General features: G+C 49.4%; 26 protein-coding genes. 23 read left to right on the plus strand and 3 right to left on the minus strand.

Annotation, left to right across the window (positions count from 1 at the left end; translation table 11 throughout):
• Window positions 1–27: 27 nt before the first annotated feature.
• Window positions 28–345, minus strand: coding sequence for a hypothetical protein (locus tag ASG81_RS00730; RefSeq protein WP_056627647.1), 318 nt, complete (start codon window positions 343–345; stop codon window positions 28–30).
• 31 nt (window positions 346–376) lie between these two features.
• Window positions 377–1,339, minus strand: coding sequence for a DUF1385 domain-containing protein (locus tag ASG81_RS00735; RefSeq protein WP_200961396.1), 963 nt, complete (start codon window positions 1,337–1,339; stop codon window positions 377–379).
• A 227-nt stretch (window positions 1,340–1,566) separates the two neighbouring features.
• Here ASG81_RS00735 and ASG81_RS00740 point away from each other — a divergent pair, with 227 nt between their 5' ends.
• The 5 genes from ASG81_RS00740 to ASG81_RS00760 all read left to right on the plus strand — a co-directional run bounded on the left by ASG81_RS00740 (window position 1,567) and on the right by ASG81_RS00760 (window position 5,673).
• Window positions 1,567–2,073, plus strand: coding sequence for a YqhR family membrane protein (locus ASG81_RS00740; protein ID WP_235548691.1), 507 nt, complete (start codon window positions 1,567–1,569; stop codon window positions 2,071–2,073).
• 91 nt (window positions 2,074–2,164) lie between these two features.
• Window positions 2,165–2,608 (plus strand): type II 3-dehydroquinate dehydratase, encoded by a 444-nt coding sequence (gene aroQ, locus ASG81_RS00745; protein WP_056627655.1) that lies wholly within the window; start codon window positions 2,165–2,167, stop codon window positions 2,606–2,608.
• Window positions 2,609–2,631: 23 nt separating this feature from the next.
• Complete coding sequence (locus tag ASG81_RS00750) at window positions 2,632–3,705, plus strand: M24 family metallopeptidase (RefSeq protein WP_056627658.1); 1,074 nt, start codon at window positions 2,632–2,634, stop codon at window positions 3,703–3,705.
• Between the two features lie 27 nt (window positions 3,706–3,732).
• Window positions 3,733–4,290 carry an elongation factor P gene (efp, locus tag ASG81_RS00755; protein WP_056627660.1) on the plus strand — a complete coding sequence of 186 codons (558 nt, stop codon included), beginning with the start codon at window positions 3,733–3,735 and terminating at the stop codon, window positions 4,288–4,290.
• A 129-nt stretch (window positions 4,291–4,419) separates the two neighbouring features.
• Window positions 4,420–5,673 (plus strand): aspartate kinase, encoded by a 1,254-nt coding sequence (locus tag ASG81_RS00760; RefSeq protein WP_056627667.1) that lies wholly within the window; start codon window positions 4,420–4,422, stop codon window positions 5,671–5,673.
• Window positions 5,674–5,739: 66 nt separating this feature from the next.
• Here ASG81_RS00760 and ASG81_RS00765 read toward each other — a convergent pair whose 3' ends face one another.
• Window positions 5,740–6,450 (minus strand): 2-phosphosulfolactate phosphatase, encoded by a 711-nt coding sequence (locus ASG81_RS00765; RefSeq protein ID WP_056627669.1) that lies wholly within the window; start codon window positions 6,448–6,450, stop codon window positions 5,740–5,742.
• Between the two features lie 138 nt (window positions 6,451–6,588).
• Here ASG81_RS00765 and ASG81_RS00770 point away from each other — a divergent pair, with 138 nt between their 5' ends.
• The 18 genes from ASG81_RS00770 (at window position 6,589) to xseB (ending at window position 19,201) form a co-directional block, all read left to right on the plus strand.
• Window positions 6,589–6,855 carry a YqhV family protein gene (locus ASG81_RS00770; protein WP_056627671.1) on the plus strand — a complete coding sequence of 89 codons (267 nt, stop codon included), beginning with the start codon at window positions 6,589–6,591 and terminating at the stop codon, window positions 6,853–6,855.
• A 103-nt stretch (window positions 6,856–6,958) separates the two neighbouring features.
• Entirely contained in the window at window positions 6,959–8,008 is a 1,050-nt protein-coding gene (gene spoIIIAA / locus ASG81_RS00775) for a stage III sporulation protein AA (protein ID WP_056627674.1), read from the plus strand.
• Entirely contained in the window at window positions 8,005–8,523 is a 519-nt protein-coding gene (gene spoIIIAB, locus ASG81_RS00780; protein WP_056627676.1) for a stage III sporulation protein SpoIIIAB, read from the plus strand. The genes spoIIIAA and spoIIIAB overlap by 4 nt, the downstream gene beginning before the upstream one ends.
• Window positions 8,524–8,538: 15 nt before the next feature.
• On the plus strand, window positions 8,539–8,742 hold the full coding sequence (gene spoIIIAC, locus ASG81_RS00785) for a stage III sporulation protein AC (RefSeq protein WP_053376756.1): 204 nt from the start codon (window positions 8,539–8,541) through the stop codon (window positions 8,740–8,742).
• A gap of 43 nt (window positions 8,743–8,785) precedes the next feature.
• Complete coding sequence (spoIIIAD, locus tag ASG81_RS00790) at window positions 8,786–9,181, plus strand: stage III sporulation protein AD (protein ID WP_056627679.1); 396 nt, start codon at window positions 8,786–8,788, stop codon at window positions 9,179–9,181.
• 5 nt (window positions 9,182–9,186) lie between these two features.
• Window positions 9,187–10,434 carry a stage III sporulation protein AE gene (gene spoIIIAE / locus ASG81_RS00795; RefSeq protein ID WP_081417044.1) on the plus strand — a complete coding sequence of 416 codons (1,248 nt, stop codon included), beginning with the start codon at window positions 9,187–9,189 and terminating at the stop codon, window positions 10,432–10,434.
• A 20-nt stretch (window positions 10,435–10,454) separates the two neighbouring features.
• Window positions 10,455–11,198, plus strand: coding sequence for a stage III sporulation protein AF (spoIIIAF, locus tag ASG81_RS00800; RefSeq protein ID WP_056627682.1), 744 nt, complete (start codon window positions 10,455–10,457; stop codon window positions 11,196–11,198).
• A gap of 31 nt (window positions 11,199–11,229) precedes the next feature.
• Complete coding sequence (gene spoIIIAG / locus ASG81_RS00805) at window positions 11,230–11,862, plus strand: stage III sporulation protein AG (RefSeq protein ID WP_056627685.1); 633 nt, start codon at window positions 11,230–11,232, stop codon at window positions 11,860–11,862.
• 31 nt (window positions 11,863–11,893) lie between these two features.
• Window positions 11,894–12,511, plus strand: a complete 618-nt coding sequence (locus ASG81_RS00810) for a SpoIIIAH-like family protein (protein WP_056627688.1) — start codon at window positions 11,894–11,896, stop codon at window positions 12,509–12,511.
• Window positions 12,512–12,753: 242 nt separating this feature from the next.
• Complete coding sequence (gene accB, locus ASG81_RS00815; protein ID WP_056627690.1) at window positions 12,754–13,245, plus strand: acetyl-CoA carboxylase biotin carboxyl carrier protein; 492 nt, start codon at window positions 12,754–12,756, stop codon at window positions 13,243–13,245.
• A 53-nt stretch (window positions 13,246–13,298) separates the two neighbouring features.
• On the plus strand, window positions 13,299–14,654 hold the full coding sequence (gene accC / locus ASG81_RS00820; RefSeq protein ID WP_056627691.1) for an acetyl-CoA carboxylase biotin carboxylase subunit: 1,356 nt from the start codon (window positions 13,299–13,301) through the stop codon (window positions 14,652–14,654).
• 135 nt (window positions 14,655–14,789) lie between these two features.
• Window positions 14,790–15,197 carry an Asp23/Gls24 family envelope stress response protein gene (locus ASG81_RS00825; protein ID WP_056627694.1) on the plus strand — a complete coding sequence of 136 codons (408 nt, stop codon included), beginning with the start codon at window positions 14,790–14,792 and terminating at the stop codon, window positions 15,195–15,197.
• Between the two features lie 100 nt (window positions 15,198–15,297).
• The gene (gene amaP / locus ASG81_RS00830; protein ID WP_056627696.1) at window positions 15,298–15,855 is read left to right on the plus strand and encodes an alkaline shock response membrane anchor protein AmaP; all 558 of its coding nucleotides are present in this window, start codon (window positions 15,298–15,300) and stop codon (window positions 15,853–15,855) included.
• 14 nt (window positions 15,856–15,869) lie between these two features.
• Complete coding sequence (locus ASG81_RS00835; protein WP_056627699.1) at window positions 15,870–16,100, plus strand: DUF2273 domain-containing protein; 231 nt, start codon at window positions 15,870–15,872, stop codon at window positions 16,098–16,100.
• Window positions 16,101–16,236: 136 nt separating this feature from the next.
• Entirely contained in the window at window positions 16,237–16,680 is a 444-nt protein-coding gene (gene nusB / locus ASG81_RS00840; RefSeq protein WP_056627702.1) for a transcription antitermination factor NusB, read from the plus strand.
• A 43-nt stretch (window positions 16,681–16,723) separates the two neighbouring features.
• Window positions 16,724–17,584, plus strand: coding sequence for a bifunctional methylenetetrahydrofolate dehydrogenase/methenyltetrahydrofolate cyclohydrolase FolD (gene folD, locus ASG81_RS00845; protein WP_056627705.1), 861 nt, complete (start codon window positions 16,724–16,726; stop codon window positions 17,582–17,584).
• 8 nt (window positions 17,585–17,592) lie between these two features.
• Window positions 17,593–18,963, plus strand: coding sequence for an exodeoxyribonuclease VII large subunit (xseA, locus tag ASG81_RS00850; RefSeq protein WP_056627707.1), 1,371 nt, complete (start codon window positions 17,593–17,595; stop codon window positions 18,961–18,963).
• Entirely contained in the window at window positions 18,947–19,201 is a 255-nt protein-coding gene (gene xseB / locus ASG81_RS00855; protein ID WP_056627709.1) for an exodeoxyribonuclease VII small subunit, read from the plus strand. The genes xseA and xseB overlap by 17 nt, the downstream gene beginning before the upstream one ends.
• The last annotated feature ends 2 nt before the right edge of the window (window positions 19,202–19,203 follow it).

Consider the following 19,203-nt stretch of genomic DNA (forward strand, 5'->3'; position numbering starts at 1 on the left):
GACGGCGACAGCCGTTTACGCTAGTCGTTAATGGTATTTAGGCAGATCATCGTCATCCTTGCCGCCTTCAATGACGCGAAACGGCACGGTTTTGGAGCGGGTCTTGTTTGTCTTCGATCTGGCAGAGGCAGAACGACTAGGTTTGACAGAGGTCCTGCTTTGCTGCGAGCCATATCCTCTTAAGAAAGACGGCGGATATTTATACAACAGGAAAATACCGCCAAGCACTACAATCGGAATAATAAATGTGCCTGGACTATTAATAACGCTGTATACGAGACCGATCACCAGCAGCGCCAAAAACGTGATTGACCATACATTCCATTTGCCCGGTATTCTGCTCATTGTAAATACCGCCTTTCTGTTCTTCGTAAATTTATTTCATTTGCCTATCAAGCTCAAGCATGCGTTTAAATGAAGCGATGGAAACCGCCACCTGCTCGTCGCGCGGTTCTTTAGTCGTAAGCAGCTGCAGCCACAAGCCCGGATAGCCGAGGTAGCGCAGAACAGGAAATTCACGCAAAGCATTCGTCCAGCGCAGCACCTCATATGATATGCCGAGAACGAGTGGAAGCAGAAGAATACGGATGTAAATACGTTCCCAAATCGAATCCCATGTGAAAAATGGAAGCGAGTATACGACAACGCCCACTATGACAGTAAACACGATAAAGCTGGAGCCGCAGCGATAGTGGAGTCTGCTATATTTTTGCACATTGCGAATGGTAAGCTCCTCGCCTGCTTCATAAGCGCTGATTACCTTATGTTCAGCGCCATGATACTGGAACAGCCGCTTAATAAGCGGAGTCATGGAGATGAAGTATAAGTAAGCGAGCAATAAAATAATTTTGATAAGTCCTTCTAATAAATTATGACCGACCTTGTTGTCAAATACCCCGGCAAACAGTAATTCTTCAATCGCTGCAGGTGCAGCGGTGAATATGAGCTTGCCGAAAATAAAGGACAGTACGCCTGCCACGGCCACGCCGACCAGCATACTGAGACTCCAGCCTGTTTTTTTTTCTTCCTTCGCCTTGGCGGCTTGCACGGCCTTAACTGTATCCTGTTCTTCGCCGGCCTCATCCTCCGCGTATGTTTCCATAGAGAAGTTCAAATGCTGCGAGCCTTTGGCGCTTGATTCCAAGATGCCTACAACGCCCCGGACGAACGGGATTTTTTTTAAAACCTGGATCCAGCTCTTGGTAGTACGGGGAACCTCATAAAATACGATTTCATCATTTTTGCGTCGGACAGCCGTTACGTTAACGTGTTTGCCAGCAAACATTACGCCTTCAATAACCGCTTGTCCGCCATATATACTTCGGGAGTCTTGCGGCAAGAGCTTGTCACCTTCCTTGAGTGGAATATCGTCTTAGCTGTTACGACGAATGTACCTTTAACTTTGTAATCTATTGTACTTGATCTATCGGTCAATTGCCAACGTCAGCATGCTGGAAGCGAAATGCGGGTTAATGAAAGCCAGCTATTGAAGTCAGCGGTTACGGATCGGAATTTTTTCACATACTAAGCCAGGCAACAATGCAAATCATAGTGGAGGGTGACCAAATGGCTAAGGAAAAGCAGCGGAAAGATCATGACAAGCAGGAACATCATACAAATCCATGGCTTTACTCGATCAAAATCGGCTTTTTCGCAGGTCTTATATGGGGAATCGTGCGATGGATGTTTTACGAAATGAAATTTACGAAGGTGCTGCCCGGCTTTGCGGCGGATCCTTTCTTTCGGTCTTCCTTTCTTAAGACCGGATGGGGAGAGGTCGTAGGGATAGGCGCATTCGTACTATTTTCAATCGCCGCATCGTTACTTTACACAATAGCGCTTGGCAGATTGCGCGGTCCATGGCCAGGCGTTTTGTACGGCGCCGCTTGGTGGGCCATTCTATTTATCGTCGTCGGCCCGATGCTCGGCATTATGGAGAGCATTAGAATAGCAGGCTGGAATACGCTTTACACCGAGATTTGCGTATTTCTTCTTTGGGGCGTGTTTATCGGTTATTCCATTACCTTTGAGTTCACTGACGAAGCATCGAGGGAACCAATTAACGCGGAGTAACGAGTTCTACTTCTCAAGGAGCGGACATTTGTGGTAAAATGGCAATTGATCTTTAAACCTATGATGGATTCGGTTGCTTGGAGGCGCATATATGCACAGAATCGTTGTTTTGAACGGGCCGAACTTAAACATGCTCGGCATTCGTGAGCCCGGGGTATACGGGACAGAAACGCTTGCATCGATCGAATTGCTCTTGAAGGATAAAGCCGAAGCGCTTGGCGCCACGCTTGCCTTTTTCCAAACGAATCATGAGGGTGAAATGATTGACCGAATACATAGTTTGTATGGCAAAGCAGACGGTATCGTCATTAACCCCGGCGCTTGGACGCATTACAGTTATGCGCTGCGCGATGCTCTTAGCACAGTGGGTCTGCCGGTCATCGAGGTGCATATGTCGAACATTCACAAGAGAGAAGCGTTCCGCCATGTATCCGTCGTCGCTGCAATCGCAGTCGGTCAAATTGCCGGCTTTGGGTCTCACAGTTATGAACTCGGCCTTACTGCGCTCGTACGTCATTTGCAAAAATCGCAATGAGTATAAGAAGGGGTGAAGCGGTTATGCCAAACGATAGAGTAATGCGACTGCGCCAGCTGATGGAAGAGCATCACTTTGAAGCGATATTAATTGGAAGCGGGCACAACCGTCGCTACATAAGCGGCTTTACCGGCTCTTCAGGCATGGTGCTGATCACTTTGAGCGAAAGCTATTTGCTTACCGATTTTCGCTATCGTACGCAAGCGCCTCAGCAGGCGGCAGGCTTCCAAATCGTCGAGCACGGGTCAAGTCCGCTTGAGGATGTTCTCGGGCTTCTGCGTCAAGGCAAGCTGACGAAGCTGGCTTTCGAGCAGGATCATGTCGTATACAGCGAATTTACGGCATGGACGAAAACGTTGAACGGCATCACGCTCCAGCCTGCTTCAGGATTGGTTGAACGGCTTCGTATTATAAAGGACGAGTCTGAGCTGCAAATTATGCAGGAGGCAGCGGGCCTAGCGGACAGCACCTTCAATCATATTTTGAAACTGATCCGCCCGGGAGTCCGTGAAACGGAAATCGCGCTTGAGATGGAAGTGTATATGCGAAAGCATGGCGCAACATCCTCTTCCTTCGACACTATCGTAGCCTCGGGGGAGCGCTCCGCGCTGCCGCATGGAGTAGCCAGTGATCGCATAATCGGCAATAATGAGTTTGTGATGCTTGATTTCGGCGCTTACTATAATGGCTATTGCTCTGATTTGACCCGGACAGTGGTGGTTGGAACGCCAACAGCGAAGCATCTTGAGATCTACCATATTGTTCTCGAAGCGCAATTGCATGCACTGGAGCATATTAAGCCGGGCATGACCGGTCGTGAAGCGGATGCGCTAACTCGCGATATCATTACGAAATACGGCTATGGCGATCTGTTTGGACATGGAACCGGGCATGGACTCGGCATGGAAATTCATGAAGCGCCGAGATTGTCCAAATTAAGCGAAACGATTTTAACCCCCGGCATGACGGTCACGGTTGAACCCGGCATATACGTACCTGGCTTCGGCGGCGTGCGCATAGAGGATGATATCGTTATTACGGAAACCGGTATTAAAATATTAACCTCATCCCCGAAGGACTTGATCACTCTGGGTTAGGACTATTCATTCAGGAGGGAATCAGCAATGATTTCAGTAAACGATTTTAAAACAGGCTTGACCGTGCAAGTAGACTCAGATATTTTCACCGTTCTAGACTTTCAACACGTTAAGCCGGGTAAAGGCGCGGCTTTCGTTCGCTCCAAGCTGAAAAACCTTCGCAATGGTAACGTTGTTGAGAAAACGTTCCGTGCGGGCGAGAGCATCGGACGCGCGATTATCGAAAACCGTGAAGTACAATATTTGTACAACTCCGGTTCGGAGTACACGTTTATGGATAATGAAACGTATGACCAATTTAACTTGGACAAGAAACAGCTGGAATGGGAGCTTAACTTTCTGAAAGAAAACATGAACGTTAACATCTCAAGCTACCAAGGCGAAATTCTCGGTATTCAAATGCAAAACAGCGTTGAGCTGAAAGTTATTGAAACAGAGCCGGGTGTGAAAGGCAATACGGCACAAGGCGCTACGAAAATGGCTAAGGTTGAGACCGGCCTGAACGTTCAAGTTCCACTGTTCATAAACGAAGGCGACGTTCTGCTCATCGATACTCGCGAAGGCAAATACATCTCGCGCGCTTAGTAAGCAGCTTAATTCAACCGTCCGATGCAACTCGGACGGTTTTTTTGTAGGCGGATATACCCAAGGGACCGTCTGTTGTGTTATAATATTGTCTTGTATGTACATGTCAGGGTTGGGAGTGAATCAGCTTTGTCGTTGATAGTGATGAAGTTTGGCGGCAGCTCCGTGGGAACGCCGGAGCGGATGCAGCGCGTAGCGAAAAGAATAATTGACAGGCAGCAGGAAGGCAACGATATCGTTGTCGTCGTTTCTGCCATGGGAGATACGACAGACGATTTAATCGATCAGTCGAAACAGCTTAATCCAAATCCGCCGGCGCGGGAAATGGATATGCTATTAACGGTTGGAGAGCAAATATCGATAGCTTTGCTGTCGATGACCGTTCACCAGCTTGGAGCTAAGGCCGTATCCTTTACCGGCTGGCAGGCAGGCATCCGCACAGAAGCGGTGCATGGCAAGGCGAAGATGACGAACATTCACCCTGAGCGCGTATTTAAAGCGCTGGAGCAGGGCAATGTAGCCATCATTGCAGGTTTCCAAGGGATGACGGAAGACGGTGAAATTACGACACTCGGCCGCGGCGGCTCTGACACGACGGCAGTTGCAATGGCAGCCGCGATGAAAGCAGACGTTTGCGAGATTTATACGGATGTGGACGGCATTTATTCAACCGATCCCCGCGTCGTAAAAAATGCACGTAAGTTAAACGAGATTTCGTATGATGAAATGCTTGAGCTCGCTAATTTGGGAGCTGCTGTATTGCACCCGCGTGCGGTGGAATACGCTAAGCATAACAATGTTAAGCTTGTTGTGCGTTCAAGCTTTACCCAAAACGAAGGTACAAGTGTGAAGGAGGAAGCGGTCATGGAGCAAGGCGTGGTCGTTCGCGGCATCGCGTTTGACAAAAATGTAGCTAGAATTAGCATTATGGGTGTTGAGGATGTACCGGGCGTACTTGCCAATGTGTTTGGTGCACTGGCAAGCAACGGCATCGATGTCGACATTATCGTACAAAGCGGTGTGCAGGACGGTAAGGCCGATTTCTCCTTCACTCTCTCCGGCGACGACAAGGATAAGGCGATCTCGGTTATCGAGGGTGTCCGCAGCAAGGTGCCATACCGTGAGACTACTTCAGAATCAAACCTTGTGAAGGTATCCATCGTAGGCGCAGGCATGGTCAGCAATCCGGGTGTTGCAGCGAAAATGTTCGCAACGATTTCATCGCTTGGCGTCAGCATCAAGATGGTAAGCACCTCTGAAATCAAATGCTCTTGCGTGATTACGGCTGAGCCTTTGAGCGACGTTGTGCGTGCGCTTCATACTGCTTACGGTCTTGATACCGAAGTGCAGGCGTTTGTAGGCGGTCCTCAGGAACGCCGTTAATAGAATAGGCTAAAGAGAAGGCACTTTCCGTACTGACGGAACGTGCCTTTTTTAGTGCGCAAGCGATCAGGATCTTGTTAGCTGATCTCCATTCAATCTCGGAACCTCATGGTAAATATCGATGGCGGAGCACGCCTCAATATCTTTTTTCATCCCCATCTTCATTAGTTTTTTTCCCGTCATTCCATTCATTATTGTCTCTTTTACTTGAGCCGACCGATTTCGGTACAGCGCCAGCATGGCGGTGCCAAAATCGTCCATTTCAACGGTAACTTGGCTTAAGCTATGAAGCTTATCAAGCACAAGCCCGGCGCATAAGCCATCCTCAATCGCAAAATCATCATGACTTCCCGCGCACAAAATAACGACATCGCGCCGAAGCTCGGCAGCCACGCGGGCGCAGGCCTCCGCATTCAGCAGCGATGCGGTAAGCACATGATCCGCCCGCATCGATTTATGGATCGCCCTTGTGCCGTTCGTAGTCGTTAGCACAATTCTTTTGCCTGCGACGACCTGCTCGGTGTACTCATCCGGCGAGTTGCCCAGATCAAAGCCGGCGATTTTTCGGCAAAATCGTTCGCCTCCAAGCAAATCTCCCGGACGCTGAAGCGCCCTTGCCTCCATTACGGTTTCAGCAGGGATGACGCATAATGCGCCAGCTGCGATTGCCGTTATGATTGTGCTTGTCGCCCGCAGCACGTCGATGATAATAGCCGTCTTATGATGAAATTTAGCGGAGCTGGCTTCATTCACACTTGATATAACCTGCACTTGCATGTTGGATATACCGCCTTTCCTAAGCTCAATCCTTTACTATATGCGTCTTCCTATGGGCAGGTGTCCGGCATGAAAGACAGACAAGCGTGCATATGAATAAGGAACAAGCTGGATTGCGAAGGGAGGTCATTTAATATCGTGCTTAATAAAATTGTACTGACCATGGCGTCACTACGGCTTATGTCAGGCACCATCGAAATTTGCGCCGCGCTGCTGATGCTCCGGTTGAACCAAATCGACAGAGCGCTGGTCGTTAACTCATCGCTTGCTTTAGTAGGTCCGCTCATTCTTGTTGCGACGACTACCGTTGGACTCGTCGGAATTTCCGACAAGCTGTCGCCTTCTAAATTTCTATGGGTAGGTGCCGGCGTCATCTGCCTGATGATCGGTATTATGAAAAAATAATAGATTGTAAATCTAGCAAACGATGAACGGGGCAGACATATTTTCGCATCGAAAGCATACAAATAGGAACTACGAAGGACAAACATCCGGGAGTGATGATGGCATGCTGGCACGCATCGTGCACTTACTGCCTTTGGAGCTAAAGACGCTGCTGGAGCGGCTTCCTGAACCTATGCAGGAGCAGCTAGAGGAAATACGGATTCGAGAAGGACGGCCGCTTGAATTAGGGTTTCGGGGGCAGTCTCGATTTATGATGATTGACGGGTCGCTGCGCCAAGCTGCCGACGGAGCATACAAGCCATCGGCAGATACATGCCGCAAGCTGCTCGAACGCATTACCAACTATTCCTTGTACGCCATGGAGGAGGAGCTCCGCAGAGGCTTTATCACCGTCTCGGGCGGTCATCGTATTGGACTGGCTGGCAGGACTATACTCGACAGCGGTGTTGTACGGGGCATTCGCGATATTGGCGCTTTCAATATCCGGGTAGCCAGAGAAGTGATCGGCGCTAGCGCCCACCTGCTGCCTAAGCTGATCGACCGTACTAGAAAAACGCTGCATTCGACGCTTATATTAGCTCCTCCGCAGCAAGGTAAAACGACGCTCGTGCGGGACATAGCCAGATCCGTCAGCTATGGCTTGTGGCCGACCCTGGAAGCGAGCGGCTGGCAAGGAAGAAAGGTCGGCATCGTCGACGAGCGGTCGGAGATTGCAGCCTGCGTCCGCGGCATCCCGACATTCGACGTAGGCCCGCGAACCGATGTGATGGATGCCTGTCCTAAGGCGGAAGGCATGATGATGCTTTTGCGCTCCATGTCGCCCGAGGTGCTGATTGCCGACGAGATCGGCAGGCCGGAGGACGGCGAAGCCATTCGTGAGGCCAGTCATGCGGGCATCAGCGTCGTCGCAACTGCACATGCCTACGATTTGCAGGATGCAAGAGGCAGGCCCGTGCTGCTGAAGCTGCTTGAAGAAGGAGCATTTACGTACGTCGTTGAGCTAAAGCGCACCGACCAGGGCATCATGCACCGCGTGGTGCCTGCGGAAGCAATCGCCCTACGGGCTTCCAGCCGCGAGCATCCGTCAGCATCCCGCTCAGCCGCAGATACGATGCATGCATTCTCGGGGCGACATCGAGCTGATGACCCGTGATCAAGCTGCTAGGCGCGGTTCTAATCTTGTTTGCAGGCACGATGATCGGCTTCCAGCAAGCAGCAAAATTCGCCGAGCGACCAAGGCAGCTGCGGCAGCTCGCGCATGCGCTGCAGCGGCTGGAGACGGAAATCGGCTATGGCCACACACCTTTGCCGGAGGCGCTGGAGAGAACAGCAGCAGCTGCACCAGAGCCGCTCGCGTCCATTTTTCGCAAAGCGGCTAGCGGTATCTGGGAAACGGAAAGCTTTACTTTCCGTGATAGCTGGGAGCAGGCGATAAAATCACAGTGGGAAGCGACTTCGATGCGGAAAAACGAGCAGGCCGTGCTCATTCGGCTAGGCTCGACGCTAGGGATCAGCGATAAGGAAGATCAAATGAAGCATATACATCTAGCGTTATTGCAGCTGAAAGCCGAGGAGGACGCAGCGAGAGAGGATCAGGGGCGTTATGAGAAGATGTGGAAAAGTCTCGGTATTTTGATCGCTGTGCTGATCGTCATTTTGATGGTGTAGTGGGGTGCGGCATAGATGAACATGGATGTGAGCGCCATTTTCCAGATTGCCGGAATCGGAATTGTTATCGCGATGATACATTCGGTACTTAAGCAAATGGGGAAGGAAGATATGGCGCATTGGGTAACGGTCATTGGTTTCGTCGTCGTACTGTTTATGGTTGTTCGGCTCCTGAATGAACTGTTCCAAGAAATAAAAACGATTTTTTTGTTCCAGTAAAAAAACGTCTTAAGTCGGACGTGCATGCGAGCAGGTGAGCGGAATGGAAATGATTCAAATCGTCGGCCTTGGACTTATGGCTACAGTACTCATACTGGTTGTTCGGGAGCAAAAGCCGATGTTCGCTTTTCTGCTCGCCGCGTTTACAGGCTTGTTTATCTTTCTGTATGTGATCGGAAAAATCGAAATCGTCATATCCGTGCTGGAGGATCTGGCAAATCGATCGGGTATCCCGTCCATTTACCTGAAGACGATCTTGAAAATAATCGGCATTGCGTACATTGCGGAATTTGGGGCGCAGATCGTTAGAGACGCAGGCCAAGAGGGCATTGCATCGAAAATCGAATTTGCCGGCAAAGTTTTTATTCTCGTCATGGCTGTTCCGATTATAAGCGTGATCGTCGAGACCGTTATCGGGCTGCTGCCGGATGGGAGCTGAAGCCTATGATTAAGCTCATTCCTGCAAGAGACCGGGCCAAGCTGATACTCTTCATTTTTACTGCGACGTTTCTGTTCTCCTTTGTTCCAAATGTCGGTTATGCGGGAGCCGGGGAAAGCGGTGCACCGGCTGGGGAAAGCCGCGCTGGGGCGGATCAGCTTTCCAAGGAGCTGGCAGCGGAGCAATTAGGCACTCTAGAAACGGAATCTGTCGAGTCTTATTGGAATAAGCTTCGGAGTGAATACGGCGGATTTTTTCCGGATCAGCATATTCCAAGTTTCGCCCAGATGATTCTTCCAGGCGGCGATGGCCTTAAGATTACGGATGTATTGCAAGGGCTGCTCCGGTATTTGTGGCATGAGGTGCTCTACAATGGCAAGCTCCTCGTAACCGTTGTGATGCTGACGGTGTTCAGCATGGTGCTGGAGACGCTGCAAAACGCTTTTGAACGAAATGCAGTCAGCAAGGTTGCCTATTCCATTACGTATATGGTGCTTATTATTATCGCGGTAAACAGCTTTCATGTTGCAATGGGCTATGCGAAAGGCGCGATAGAAAGCATGATTCAATTCATGCTGGCGATGGTGCCGCTGCTGCTTACGCTGCTTGCATCGATGGGCAACGTCGTAACGGTATCCGTCCTGCATCCGCTGATCATTTTTATGATTCATGCAGTCGGTACGCTCATCTACACGCTCGTATTTCCGCTTCTGTTTTTTTCGGCGGTTCTCCATATTGCAAGCGCATTGACAGAGAAATTCAAAGTCACGCAGCTGGCAAACCTATTGCGGAATATAAGCGTAGGCATGATGGGCGTTCTGCTGACCGTATTTCTTGGCGTCATTTCCGTACAGGGAGCAGCTGGAGCGGTTACGGATGGCGTTACGCTGCGGACAGCCAAATTCGTTACGGGGAGTTTCGTGCCTGTCGTGGGAAGGATGTTCTCCGATGCGGCGGATACGGTCATCTCGGCATCTATGCTTGCCAAAAACGCGATTGGATTGGCCGGTGTTATTATCCTGCTGTTCATCAGCGCGTTCCCTGCGATCAAAATATTGACGCTCGCGCTCATCTATAACATTTCTGCAGCTGTTATGCAGCCGCTGGGAGATTCGCCGATCGTAAGCTGCCTGGCGACGATCGGGAAGACGATGATCTATGTATTTGCAGCACTGGCAGCTGTCAGTCTCATGTTTTTCCTTGCGGTTACAATCATTTTGACTGCAGGGAATGCGGCGTTGATGGTTAGGTAAGGAAGGAGACGAGTGCTGTGATGGCTTGGTTAAGCGACTGGCTGAGAGACATCATCGCAGTCATTCTGCTGGCGGTGTTCGTCGAGCTTCTGCTCCCCAACAAAGCGATGCAGCGTTATGCGAGGCTCGTAGTCGGATTATTTATTTTGCTGACGATTCTCTCCCCGATATTAAAGCTCATGCAAAGCGACATTGGTGCGAAGCTGGATGAAGGAATGGAGAAATGGAGTGAATCGGCCATGACGGGGGAAGGGCAGATGGCCGGATTGAACCAGATTACGCGCGATGCTGAAGCAATGAGTGAGAAGCGCAATCTCGATGCCGCTAAACTTACGGAACGAACACTGGAGGAATCCATTCGAAATGAATTGATCGAGAAAGCAGCAGCACCGGTGGCAGAGGTGGATGCGATGCTGAAGTGGGTAACGATTTCCGGTAAGCAAACACCCTATATAAGCCAAGTAACCGTTACTCTCAAAGCGGACGATCAGAAAAAAGGTTTATCCAAGGAAGATTCTGCAGTCGAAGCCGTGCAGCCGGTAGTCGTAGATGTTGAGATCGAGCCACGGGACGATACCTTGCCGCTCCCGAGCAGCAAGGATTCATCCGGCGGAAAAGAAGGCTCTGATGAACCGGAGGGCAAATGGTCGAGAGCGGACCCGGCTGCAGCTGCTGCAATTAGCAGCTTGATTACAAAGGGCTGGGGCGTTGATGCGGAACAAATTGTCGTAAGGAAGCCTGCGGAACAACACACGAACGAATGAAAGGTTAACGATGGAGAGGAGGTATGGCGCGGTGGCCAAATGGCTGGAAGGCATAGAATCAGCGGTTAGCGGCGGTCCCGGCGGTCCGAAGCGTGTACGGACGCTTCGAATATTGCTAATCGTTGGAGGGATTGGCGCAGCGCTAATGATTATGAATTCTTTTTTGACGTATAAGCAAGTAGAACCCTCGGCACAGGATCCGAATCCTCCGCCCCAGACAGAGCCAGCATTGGGCCATTCGGTGTCGTCATCAGGCTCTATGTTCGCTGCGATCGAGCATCCGTTGGAGACAAGGCTGAAAGAGATTTTGGAGAAAATCGTAGGCGTTGGAACAGTGGATGTGCTCGTAACGGTTGATTCGACGGAAGAAATAGTCGTTGGGCGACATGAAAAAGATTCAAAGCAGGTCACGGATGAGAATGATCCGAACGGCGGTAAACGGTATATAACCTCAAATACGGAAGACGGACAGGTCGTATTGTACGAGGTTTCGGGAGACCAGAAGCCGATCATCACCAAAACGATTAACCCGCGCATTCGAGGTATACTTATCGTTGCCAAAGGCGCTGAAAACGCCACAGTCAGACGTCTTATCGTCAATGCGGTCGAGAGGGGCATTAACGTACCGGTTAACCGAATTTCTGTTGTGCCGAGCAAACAATAAACTAAATTGAATGGTTGGGGAGGATGTTCTCATGAACACGAAAAGACAAACGGTATGGCTCGTATCAATGCTTAGCTTAATGGTGGTATTGTCGGCGTATTACTTATTTACGCAAGACGTGGAATCGCCGGAAGTGTTGACTGACGGCTCCCAAACGGAGCAGGCTGCGCAAAATGCGACGGAGGCTGCTGCGAATGGCGATGGTCTGGTTGTGAATGAAGTGGAGAAGCCAGCCGGTGATGTCGTTCTAAGCGATGCAGATAAAGAGGCATTGAATCTAATCGAGGAGCAGGGATTAGCGGCAGGCAGCGTATTCAGCGAACTGCTCGCGAAGCGGGAGCTGAAAAACACAGAGGAAGAAAATCGTATAATGGCAGCCATTGCGGAGACGCAAACCAAGCAGGAGGAGTCCGTTGCCGCCATCGCCGAGCTTGATATGCTGGAAGAGAAAAACGCTAAATTAACAGGTATGGAGTCGGAGCTGCAGAAGCTGTATGAAAATGTAGTTATCGATGAGCAAAGCGATAAATTCAATGTCGTAGTCTCCAGCGACAAGCTGGAGAAAAAGCAGGCTGCCGACATCATCAAATTGGTGATGAGCACCATGCAAGTCGGTGCGGACCAAGTATCTGTCCGATATATTCCTTAAGCGCCTGTAAGCTCTAAAAAGTAAAAGAGGCCTTGTCGTCCCCGGCATGTCAGCGGGTGGCGGCAAGGCCTTCTTTTGTGTTATCATCGATTGCCGAACAAAAAATGATTCGTGTTCAGGCTTGTTTATGATATAATGTTAAACGTTATGTGTAAGAATTGGTTATATTGGCATGGAAACCATGATGGTTACCTGCTATGGAAGCAATGTTGCTATCGCAAATTTAAGGAGTGAAAATATTCATGTTCAAATTGAGCGAGATCAAAGAGTTGATCAAATTGGTTGATCAAACTTCCGTTCATGAGCTGGAAATCGAAAACGAAGGGACTCGCCTGCTCATCCGCAAGCCTGGCAAAACAGAAGTGGTGAATGTGCAAGCAGCCCCAATTACGCATACATACGCGCCTGCACCTTTACAAATTCAGTCAGCCGCACCGGCGGCGCAGCCTCAAGCTGTGCAAGAAGCGGCTCCAGTACGTCCATCGACAGATCATTTGCATCAAATCGTATCTCCAATGGTAGGCACGTTCTACAGCTCGCCGACTCCGGAAGCATCCGCCTTCGTCAAAATCGGCGATCGCGTCAGTGAGAAGAGCGTCGTTTGTATTCTGGAAGCGATGAAGCTGATGAATGAGCTGGAAGCAGAGGTACGCGGTGAAATCGTGGAAATTTTGGTTTCTAACGGCCAGCTTGTCGAGTACGGTCAGCCATTGTTTCTTGTTAAGCCGGAATAATCAAGTGAGTTAACGTCCGTTCAGGGAAACTGTCGTTTGAAAGGGGTTCCTACGTGAAATTTCACAAAATATTAATTGCAAACCGCGGTGAAATTGCGGTTCGAATTATTCGCGCTTGCCGCGAGCTTGGTATTAGCACAGTCGCTGTTTATTCTGAAGCAGATCGTGATTCGCTGCATGTACGGTTAGCCGATGAAGCTTACTGCATTGGACCGACCGCGTCAAAGGACAGCTATTTAAACTTAACGAACATTATGAGCGTTGCTACAATAACGGAATGTGATGCTATTCATCCCGGTTATGGCTTTCTAGCTGAAAACGCTGACTTTGCGGAAATTTGCGAGTCATGCAATATCACATTCATCGGTCCATCCCCGGATGCGATAAATAAGATGGGTGATAAAGCGGTTGCCAAACTGACGATGAAAACGGCCGATGTGCCGATCATCCCGGGCTCTGACGGTCTCGTAGAGAACATGGATGAAGCCATTAGCGTAGCCCGTGAAATCGGCTATCCGGTCATTATTAAAGCTACGGCTGGCGGCGGAGGCAAAGGCATTCGGATCGCGGAAGATGAGACGACGCTCGTACAGCAAATTACGACTGCTCAGCAGGAAGCTCAGAAGGCATTCGGCAATGCAGGCGTTTATCTCGAAAAATATTTGACGGGCATGAAGCACGTTGAAATTCAAATTATGGCCGACAAGCACGGCAATGCCGTTCATTTGTTTGAACGCGATTGCTCGGTGCAGCGCAGACGCCAAAAGCTGGTTGAAGAAGCGCCTTGTTCCGTATTGTCTCCCGAGCTTCGCGAGCGAATGGGACAAGCGGCCGTTCGCGCGGCGTTAGCGGTTAACTATTCAGGCGCCGGTACGCTGGAGTTTTTGCTCGGACCAGATGGAAACTTTTATTTCATGGAAATGAATACGCGTATTCAAGTTGAACATCCCGTAACCGAGATGATTACGAACGTGGATTTGATTAAAGAAATGATATCGGTAGCAGAGGGAAATCCTCTTTCCTTCACACAAAGCGACCTGAAAATTAACGGCTGGTCCATTGAGTGCCGAATAAACGCTGAGGATTCAGAGCGGAATTTCATGCCATCCCCGGGAACGATTCCGTTCTACTTGGCGCCTGGCGGCGCAGGGGTGCGTGTGGACAGCGCCGTATATCCCGGCTATACCATTTCACCGCACTACGATTCGATGATCGCGAAGCTGATCGTTTGGGGCGCGACTCGCGAAGAAGCGATCGCAAGAATGAAACGGGCATTGTCTGAATTTGCAATCGAAGGTATTCGGACGACGATACCGTTCCATCTGAAGCTTCTAAATCACTCCAAATTCGTAAGCGGAAACTTTGATATAAAGTTCCTCGAAGAGCATGATATTAACGCTCCGGAATGAACTTACGACTAAGATGTGAACAACTAGTATAGTTTGTCATATTTCTTGCCGAATGTTATAGTATATTAACAAGATGCGGTTTATTGCTTGGCTTGAGGCCAAGTACGCGCAACTTTAAGGAGGTGTACAGCCATCATGAGTACGATCGCTGCGGAGTATGAGAGAACGGACATTGGAACGATTCAAATTGCACCTGAAGTCATCGAAGTTATCGCTGGATTAGCTACGGTTGAAGTGGATGGAGTGGCTGGAATGAGCGGCGGATTTGCTGGAGGCATCGTTGAGCTTCTTGGCCGCAAAAATTTATCCAAGGGTGTTAAAGTTGAAGTGGGTCAACGTGAAGCTGCGGTAGATGTGAACATCATCGTTGAGTATGGCATCCGTATTCCCGAGATTGCTTCGGAAATACAGCTCAATGTGAAACGTTCTATCGAGATGATGACGGGACTCCACGTTGTTGAAGTGAACGTACATATTCACGATGTACATTTCAAGGCGCCTGATAAACCGGAAGAAGAAGAGATTCAACACAGAGTCAAATAGATAATGCTATCTAATTAAATTCCGTACAACCCCCTCGTGAATGGGCATGCCGCTCGGCGCAAGGGGGTTTTCATTCGGCTTGGCAGAAGGAGGCGCTACGTTGGTTAAGGTCGTGGACAAGCTGCTTTTGTTTTTGTATAGCATTGCAATCGGATGTGTATCCGTATTTTTGCTATCCATTGGGTTTGGCTGGATATCGCAAGATCTATTAAATGATCTGGCTGACGATTTATATCGTGTTAATTCCATCCAAATTACGTTAGCTGTAACGGGTGTCATCCTTTTTATACTTAGTTTAAGATTTTTTATCGTATCACTTCAGCGCGGGTCGGCTTCCGCTCCGTCTATTGATCAAAGAACAGACTTCGGCGACATTCGCATTTCTCTTGAGACGATCGAAAACTTGGCATTGAAGGCCGCTTCCCGTCAGCGTGGCGTTAAGGATTTGCGCGCTCGCATTCGCGCGACGGATGCTGGACTTGATATCGTGATTCGTGCGGTTGTTGACGGCGAAAGCTCCATACCGGTGCTGACAGAGGAAATTCAACGCGCCGTGAAGGAGCATGTAGAGGATATAGCCGGTATACCTGTAACGAACGTTGCGGTATATGTTGCGAACATCATTCAAACAGGCACGTTCAAGAGTCGCGTGGAATAGAGGTGAGTTTGCTGATGTGGAGGGAGTTCTGGGCTATCTATGGGAAGCGCGCAGCTGGCGCTGCGATAGGGCTTTTTTTCGGATTGTTATATTTGTTTGTCGGTTTTTGGGACATGCTCTTTGTAGGGCTGCTTGTCTCAATCGGTTATTGGATCGGCTTGCAGAAGGAAACAAGCAGCGGACCTATCTTTCCATGGCAGCGGCTTTGGTATTCGTTGTTAGAAAGATTTCGGCCGTTTAAATGATCCTGTGGTCTCCTCCGTACTCCGGATTTCGGAAAGCCGCTTATTCGGGGCAGGGAGGAGATCATAGGTTTTTTTTGAAATATAGAGTTTACAAGAAAAAACCATTTTATCGGCATAAAGCTGCCGCGGAGGTCACATGAAACGTAGATTAGCAAGAGAAATTGCAGTATCAAGCTTATATCAAATGGAAATGAATGAGGTTTCAGCATCAGATGCTGTCGACATGCTGATGGACGAGCTTCGTCAAGAAAATGAAATAGGTGCCGATCCGGCTGAGGCAGGCAGCACGGCCGAGTTCGCACGTGAGCTTGTTTCCGGCGTTATGGAGCATAAGCAAGCTATTGACGGTATGCTGCAGCAGTTTTTGACTGGCTGGCATATCGATCGATTGTCACGTGTCGACCGTCAAGTGCTGAGATTGGCTAGTTATGAGATCGTATTCCGCGACGACGTGCCGCCTAAAGCCGCGATCAATGAAGCGATTGAACTTGCGAAGCATTTTGGAACAGAGGAATCCGGCAAATTTGTGAATGGCGTGCTAGGAAAATTGCTGCTGGAAATTGAAGAGTTGAAATCTTAATCACGAAAATCAAACAATCATCGATGCAAAGGAGACTGGAGCTATGTGCGCACAAATCATTGAAGGAAAGAAAATATCCGACCTTATACGTGAGGAAATGATTACGGAAACTGCAGCCTTGAAAGAAAGAGGTGTCGTTCCTGGCTTGGCAGTCGTACTCGTTGGCGAAGATCCTGCTTCTAAAGTTTACGTAGGTTCTAAGGAGAAAGCTTGTCTGCAGCTTGGTTTTTATTCTGAAGTACATCGGCTTTCTGCTGAAACAACTGAAGAAGAGCTGCTTGCGGTCATTGACCGTTTGAACAATCAGGTTACGATTAACGGTATTCTCGTTCAATTGCCCCTTCCAAAACATATCAACGAGAAGGCCGTTATTGATGCGATTCGCGTAGATAAGGATGTAGACGGCTTTCATCCGGAAAGCGTCGGCAATTTGGTTATCGGCGATGACAGCTTACTGCCTTGTACTCCTGCAGGCGTTATTGAGCTTATTAAGCGGAGCTGCGTCGACATATCTGGAAAACATGCAGTCGTTATCGGGAGAAGCAATATCGTCGGCAAGCCGGTAGCCATGCTGCTGCTCCGCGAGAATGCGACGGTTACTATTTGTCATTCTCGTACAGCAAACATGGAAGAAATCGCTAAGCAAGCGGATATTCTCGTGGTTGCCATCGGGAAAGCAAAAGCAATCGACAGCAAATTCGTCAAACCGGGTGCGATTGTCATTGACGTAGGCATTAACCGTCTGCCGGATGGCAAGCTTGCGGGAGATGTAGATTTTGACGATTGTTTGGATACGGCAGGCTTCATTACTCCGGTGCCTGGCGGAGTTGGTCCTATGACCATTACTATGCTAATGAAAAATACGATTACAGCGGCAAAAAGGGCAAACGGAATCAAGGAGTGACGGTACGCATGGCGGATCAGCCTCGAATTTATTCGATTAAAGAGCTTAATCGCTATATCCGGATGAAGATGGAGTCGGATTCACTGCTAGGTGATATTTGGCTGCGCGGCGAGATATCGAATTTCACGCATCATTCCAGCGGGCATATGTATTTTACTTTAAAGGATAGCGATAGCCGGATAAAGTCCATTATGTTTGCATCACATAATCAACGGCTGCCCTTTATTCCTAAAGAAGGCGCGAAAGTGATAGCCAGAGGCAATATATCGGTTTATGAACGAGATGGCAATTATCAATTTTATGTCACCTCGATGCAGCCCGACGGCATAGGGAGCTTGTATCTTGCGTTCGAGCAGCTTAAAAGCAAGTTGAATGCGGAAGGGCTGTTCGCCGAATCGCGCAAACGCCCAATTCCGCTTTTTCCGCGTGCTATAGGCGTCATTACGTCGCCTACGGGAGCTGCCGTAAGAGATATTATCATTACTTTACAACGGCGTTATCCTTTAATACCTATTTATGTTTATCCCGTACTCGTTCAAGGAAACCAAGCGGCGCCTTCGATCGTAAAAGCGATAGAAGCGATGAACCGTTTTGGCGAAGCCGACTTATTAATCGTTGGGCGCGGCGGAGGCTCGCTTGAAGAGCTGTGGGCGTTCAACGAGGAAGCGGTCGCCCGCAGCATTGCCGCTTCTCGTATTCCGGTCATAAGCGCAGTTGGGCATGAGACGGATTTCACGATTGCTGATTTTGCAGCTGATTTACGAGCAGCTACGCCAACAGCGGCTGCCGAGCTTGCTGTTCCGAGTATTGCAGAATTACAGCAGCAGCTGCAGCGCCAGCAACAGCGGCTCGTCCATGGCATCCGTTACCGTGTCCAGGAAGATAAAGAGAAGCTGCAGCGTCTTCGCCGCTCGCCATTTTTCTTATATCCGCGAAAGTATTTGCTGGAGCAGGCAGAGCGTTTAGACCGACTGTCGGAGCAGCTTGAGCAGCGGACTAAGCGGATAGCCGAACGTGGACATACAAGGCTCGCAAGGCTTCAAACCACATTGGCCGGGCATCATCCAGGCGAGCGGGTGGCTTTTGCGGCTAAACGTTGGCAAACGGCTAACAAGCAGCTTGAGCATGCGATGAGCATTGCCGTTAAAGATAAGAAGCTCCAGCTGCTTAGCTCAATTAAACAGCTGGACGCATTAAGTCCATTAAAGGTCATGTCCAGAGGATATAGTCTCGTATATGACGAGCAGGAGCGGCGATTAATTAAATCGATTCGCGATGTGAAGCCAGGCGACATCGTAAAGGTGAAGGTAGCAGACGGTCAGCTTGACTGTCATGTAGGTTCATTGAGAGGAGATCAATTAGATGGCAGCAACGAATAATAGTGAGCTCACTTTTGAGCAGGCAATGGAGCGATTGGACTCCATTGTATCCAAGCTGGAGAACGGCGATGTTCCGCTTGAAACAGCAATTGAATTGTTCCAAGAAGGCATGAAGCTGTCCCAGCTGTGCGGAGGCAAGCTGGAGCAGGTCGAGCGCAAAATCGAATTGTTGATCGAAACGGAGCATGGTTTCCAGAAAAAAACGTTTGCAGATGTAAACGAGGATAAAGGGGAATAAGC

It is taken from the genome of Paenibacillus sp. Soil522, assembly GCF_001428245.1.
In the GTDB taxonomy this organism is placed as follows: Bacteria; Bacillota; Bacilli; order Paenibacillales; family Paenibacillaceae; genus Pristimantibacillus.

Excerpts from the sequence above, each read along its gene's own strand:
- ASG81_RS00750 (WP_056627658.1), top strand. The coding sequence starts at position 2,632 with ATGCCAAACGATAGAGTAATGCGACTGCGCCAGCTGATGGAAGAGCAT.
- ASG81_RS00835 (WP_056627699.1), top strand. The coding sequence starts at position 15,870 with ATGTGGAGGGAGTTCTGGGCTATCTATGGGAAGCGCGCAGCTGGCGCT.
- aroQ (WP_056627655.1), top strand. The coding sequence starts at position 2,165 with ATGCACAGAATCGTTGTTTTGAACGGGCCGAACTTAAACATGCTCGGC.
- spoIIIAA (WP_056627674.1), top strand. The coding sequence starts at position 6,959 with ATGCTGGCACGCATCGTGCACTTACTGCCTTTGGAGCTAAAGACGCTG.
- accB (WP_056627690.1), top strand. The coding sequence starts at position 12,754 with ATGTTCAAATTGAGCGAGATCAAAGAGTTGATCAAATTGGTTGATCAA.
- ASG81_RS00730 (WP_056627647.1), bottom strand. The coding sequence starts at position 345 with ATGAGCAGAATACCGGGCAAATGGAATGTATGGTCAATCACGTTTTTG.
- xseA (WP_056627707.1), top strand. The coding sequence starts at position 17,593 with ATGGCGGATCAGCCTCGAATTTATTCGATTAAAGAGCTTAATCGCTAT.
- ASG81_RS00825 (WP_056627694.1), top strand. The coding sequence starts at position 14,790 with ATGAGTACGATCGCTGCGGAGTATGAGAGAACGGACATTGGAACGATT.
- ASG81_RS00740 (WP_235548691.1), top strand. The coding sequence starts at position 1,567 with ATGGCTAAGGAAAAGCAGCGGAAAGATCATGACAAGCAGGAACATCAT.
- spoIIIAF (WP_056627682.1), top strand. The coding sequence starts at position 10,455 with ATGGCTTGGTTAAGCGACTGGCTGAGAGACATCATCGCAGTCATTCTG.
- spoIIIAE (WP_081417044.1), top strand. The coding sequence starts at position 9,187 with ATGATTAAGCTCATTCCTGCAAGAGACCGGGCCAAGCTGATACTCTTC.
- efp (WP_056627660.1), top strand. The coding sequence starts at position 3,733 with ATGATTTCAGTAAACGATTTTAAAACAGGCTTGACCGTGCAAGTAGAC.
- nusB (WP_056627702.1), top strand. The coding sequence starts at position 16,237 with ATGAAACGTAGATTAGCAAGAGAAATTGCAGTATCAAGCTTATATCAA.
- spoIIIAC (WP_053376756.1), top strand. The coding sequence starts at position 8,539 with ATGAACATGGATGTGAGCGCCATTTTCCAGATTGCCGGAATCGGAATT.
- spoIIIAD (WP_056627679.1), top strand. The coding sequence starts at position 8,786 with ATGGAAATGATTCAAATCGTCGGCCTTGGACTTATGGCTACAGTACTC.
- ASG81_RS00810 (WP_056627688.1), top strand. The coding sequence starts at position 11,894 with ATGAACACGAAAAGACAAACGGTATGGCTCGTATCAATGCTTAGCTTA.
- folD (WP_056627705.1), top strand. The coding sequence starts at position 16,724 with ATGTGCGCACAAATCATTGAAGGAAAGAAAATATCCGACCTTATACGT.
- xseB (WP_056627709.1), top strand. The coding sequence starts at position 18,947 with ATGGCAGCAACGAATAATAGTGAGCTCACTTTTGAGCAGGCAATGGAG.
- ASG81_RS00765 (WP_056627669.1), bottom strand. The coding sequence starts at position 6,450 with ATGCAAGTGCAGGTTATATCAAGTGTGAATGAAGCCAGCTCCGCTAAA.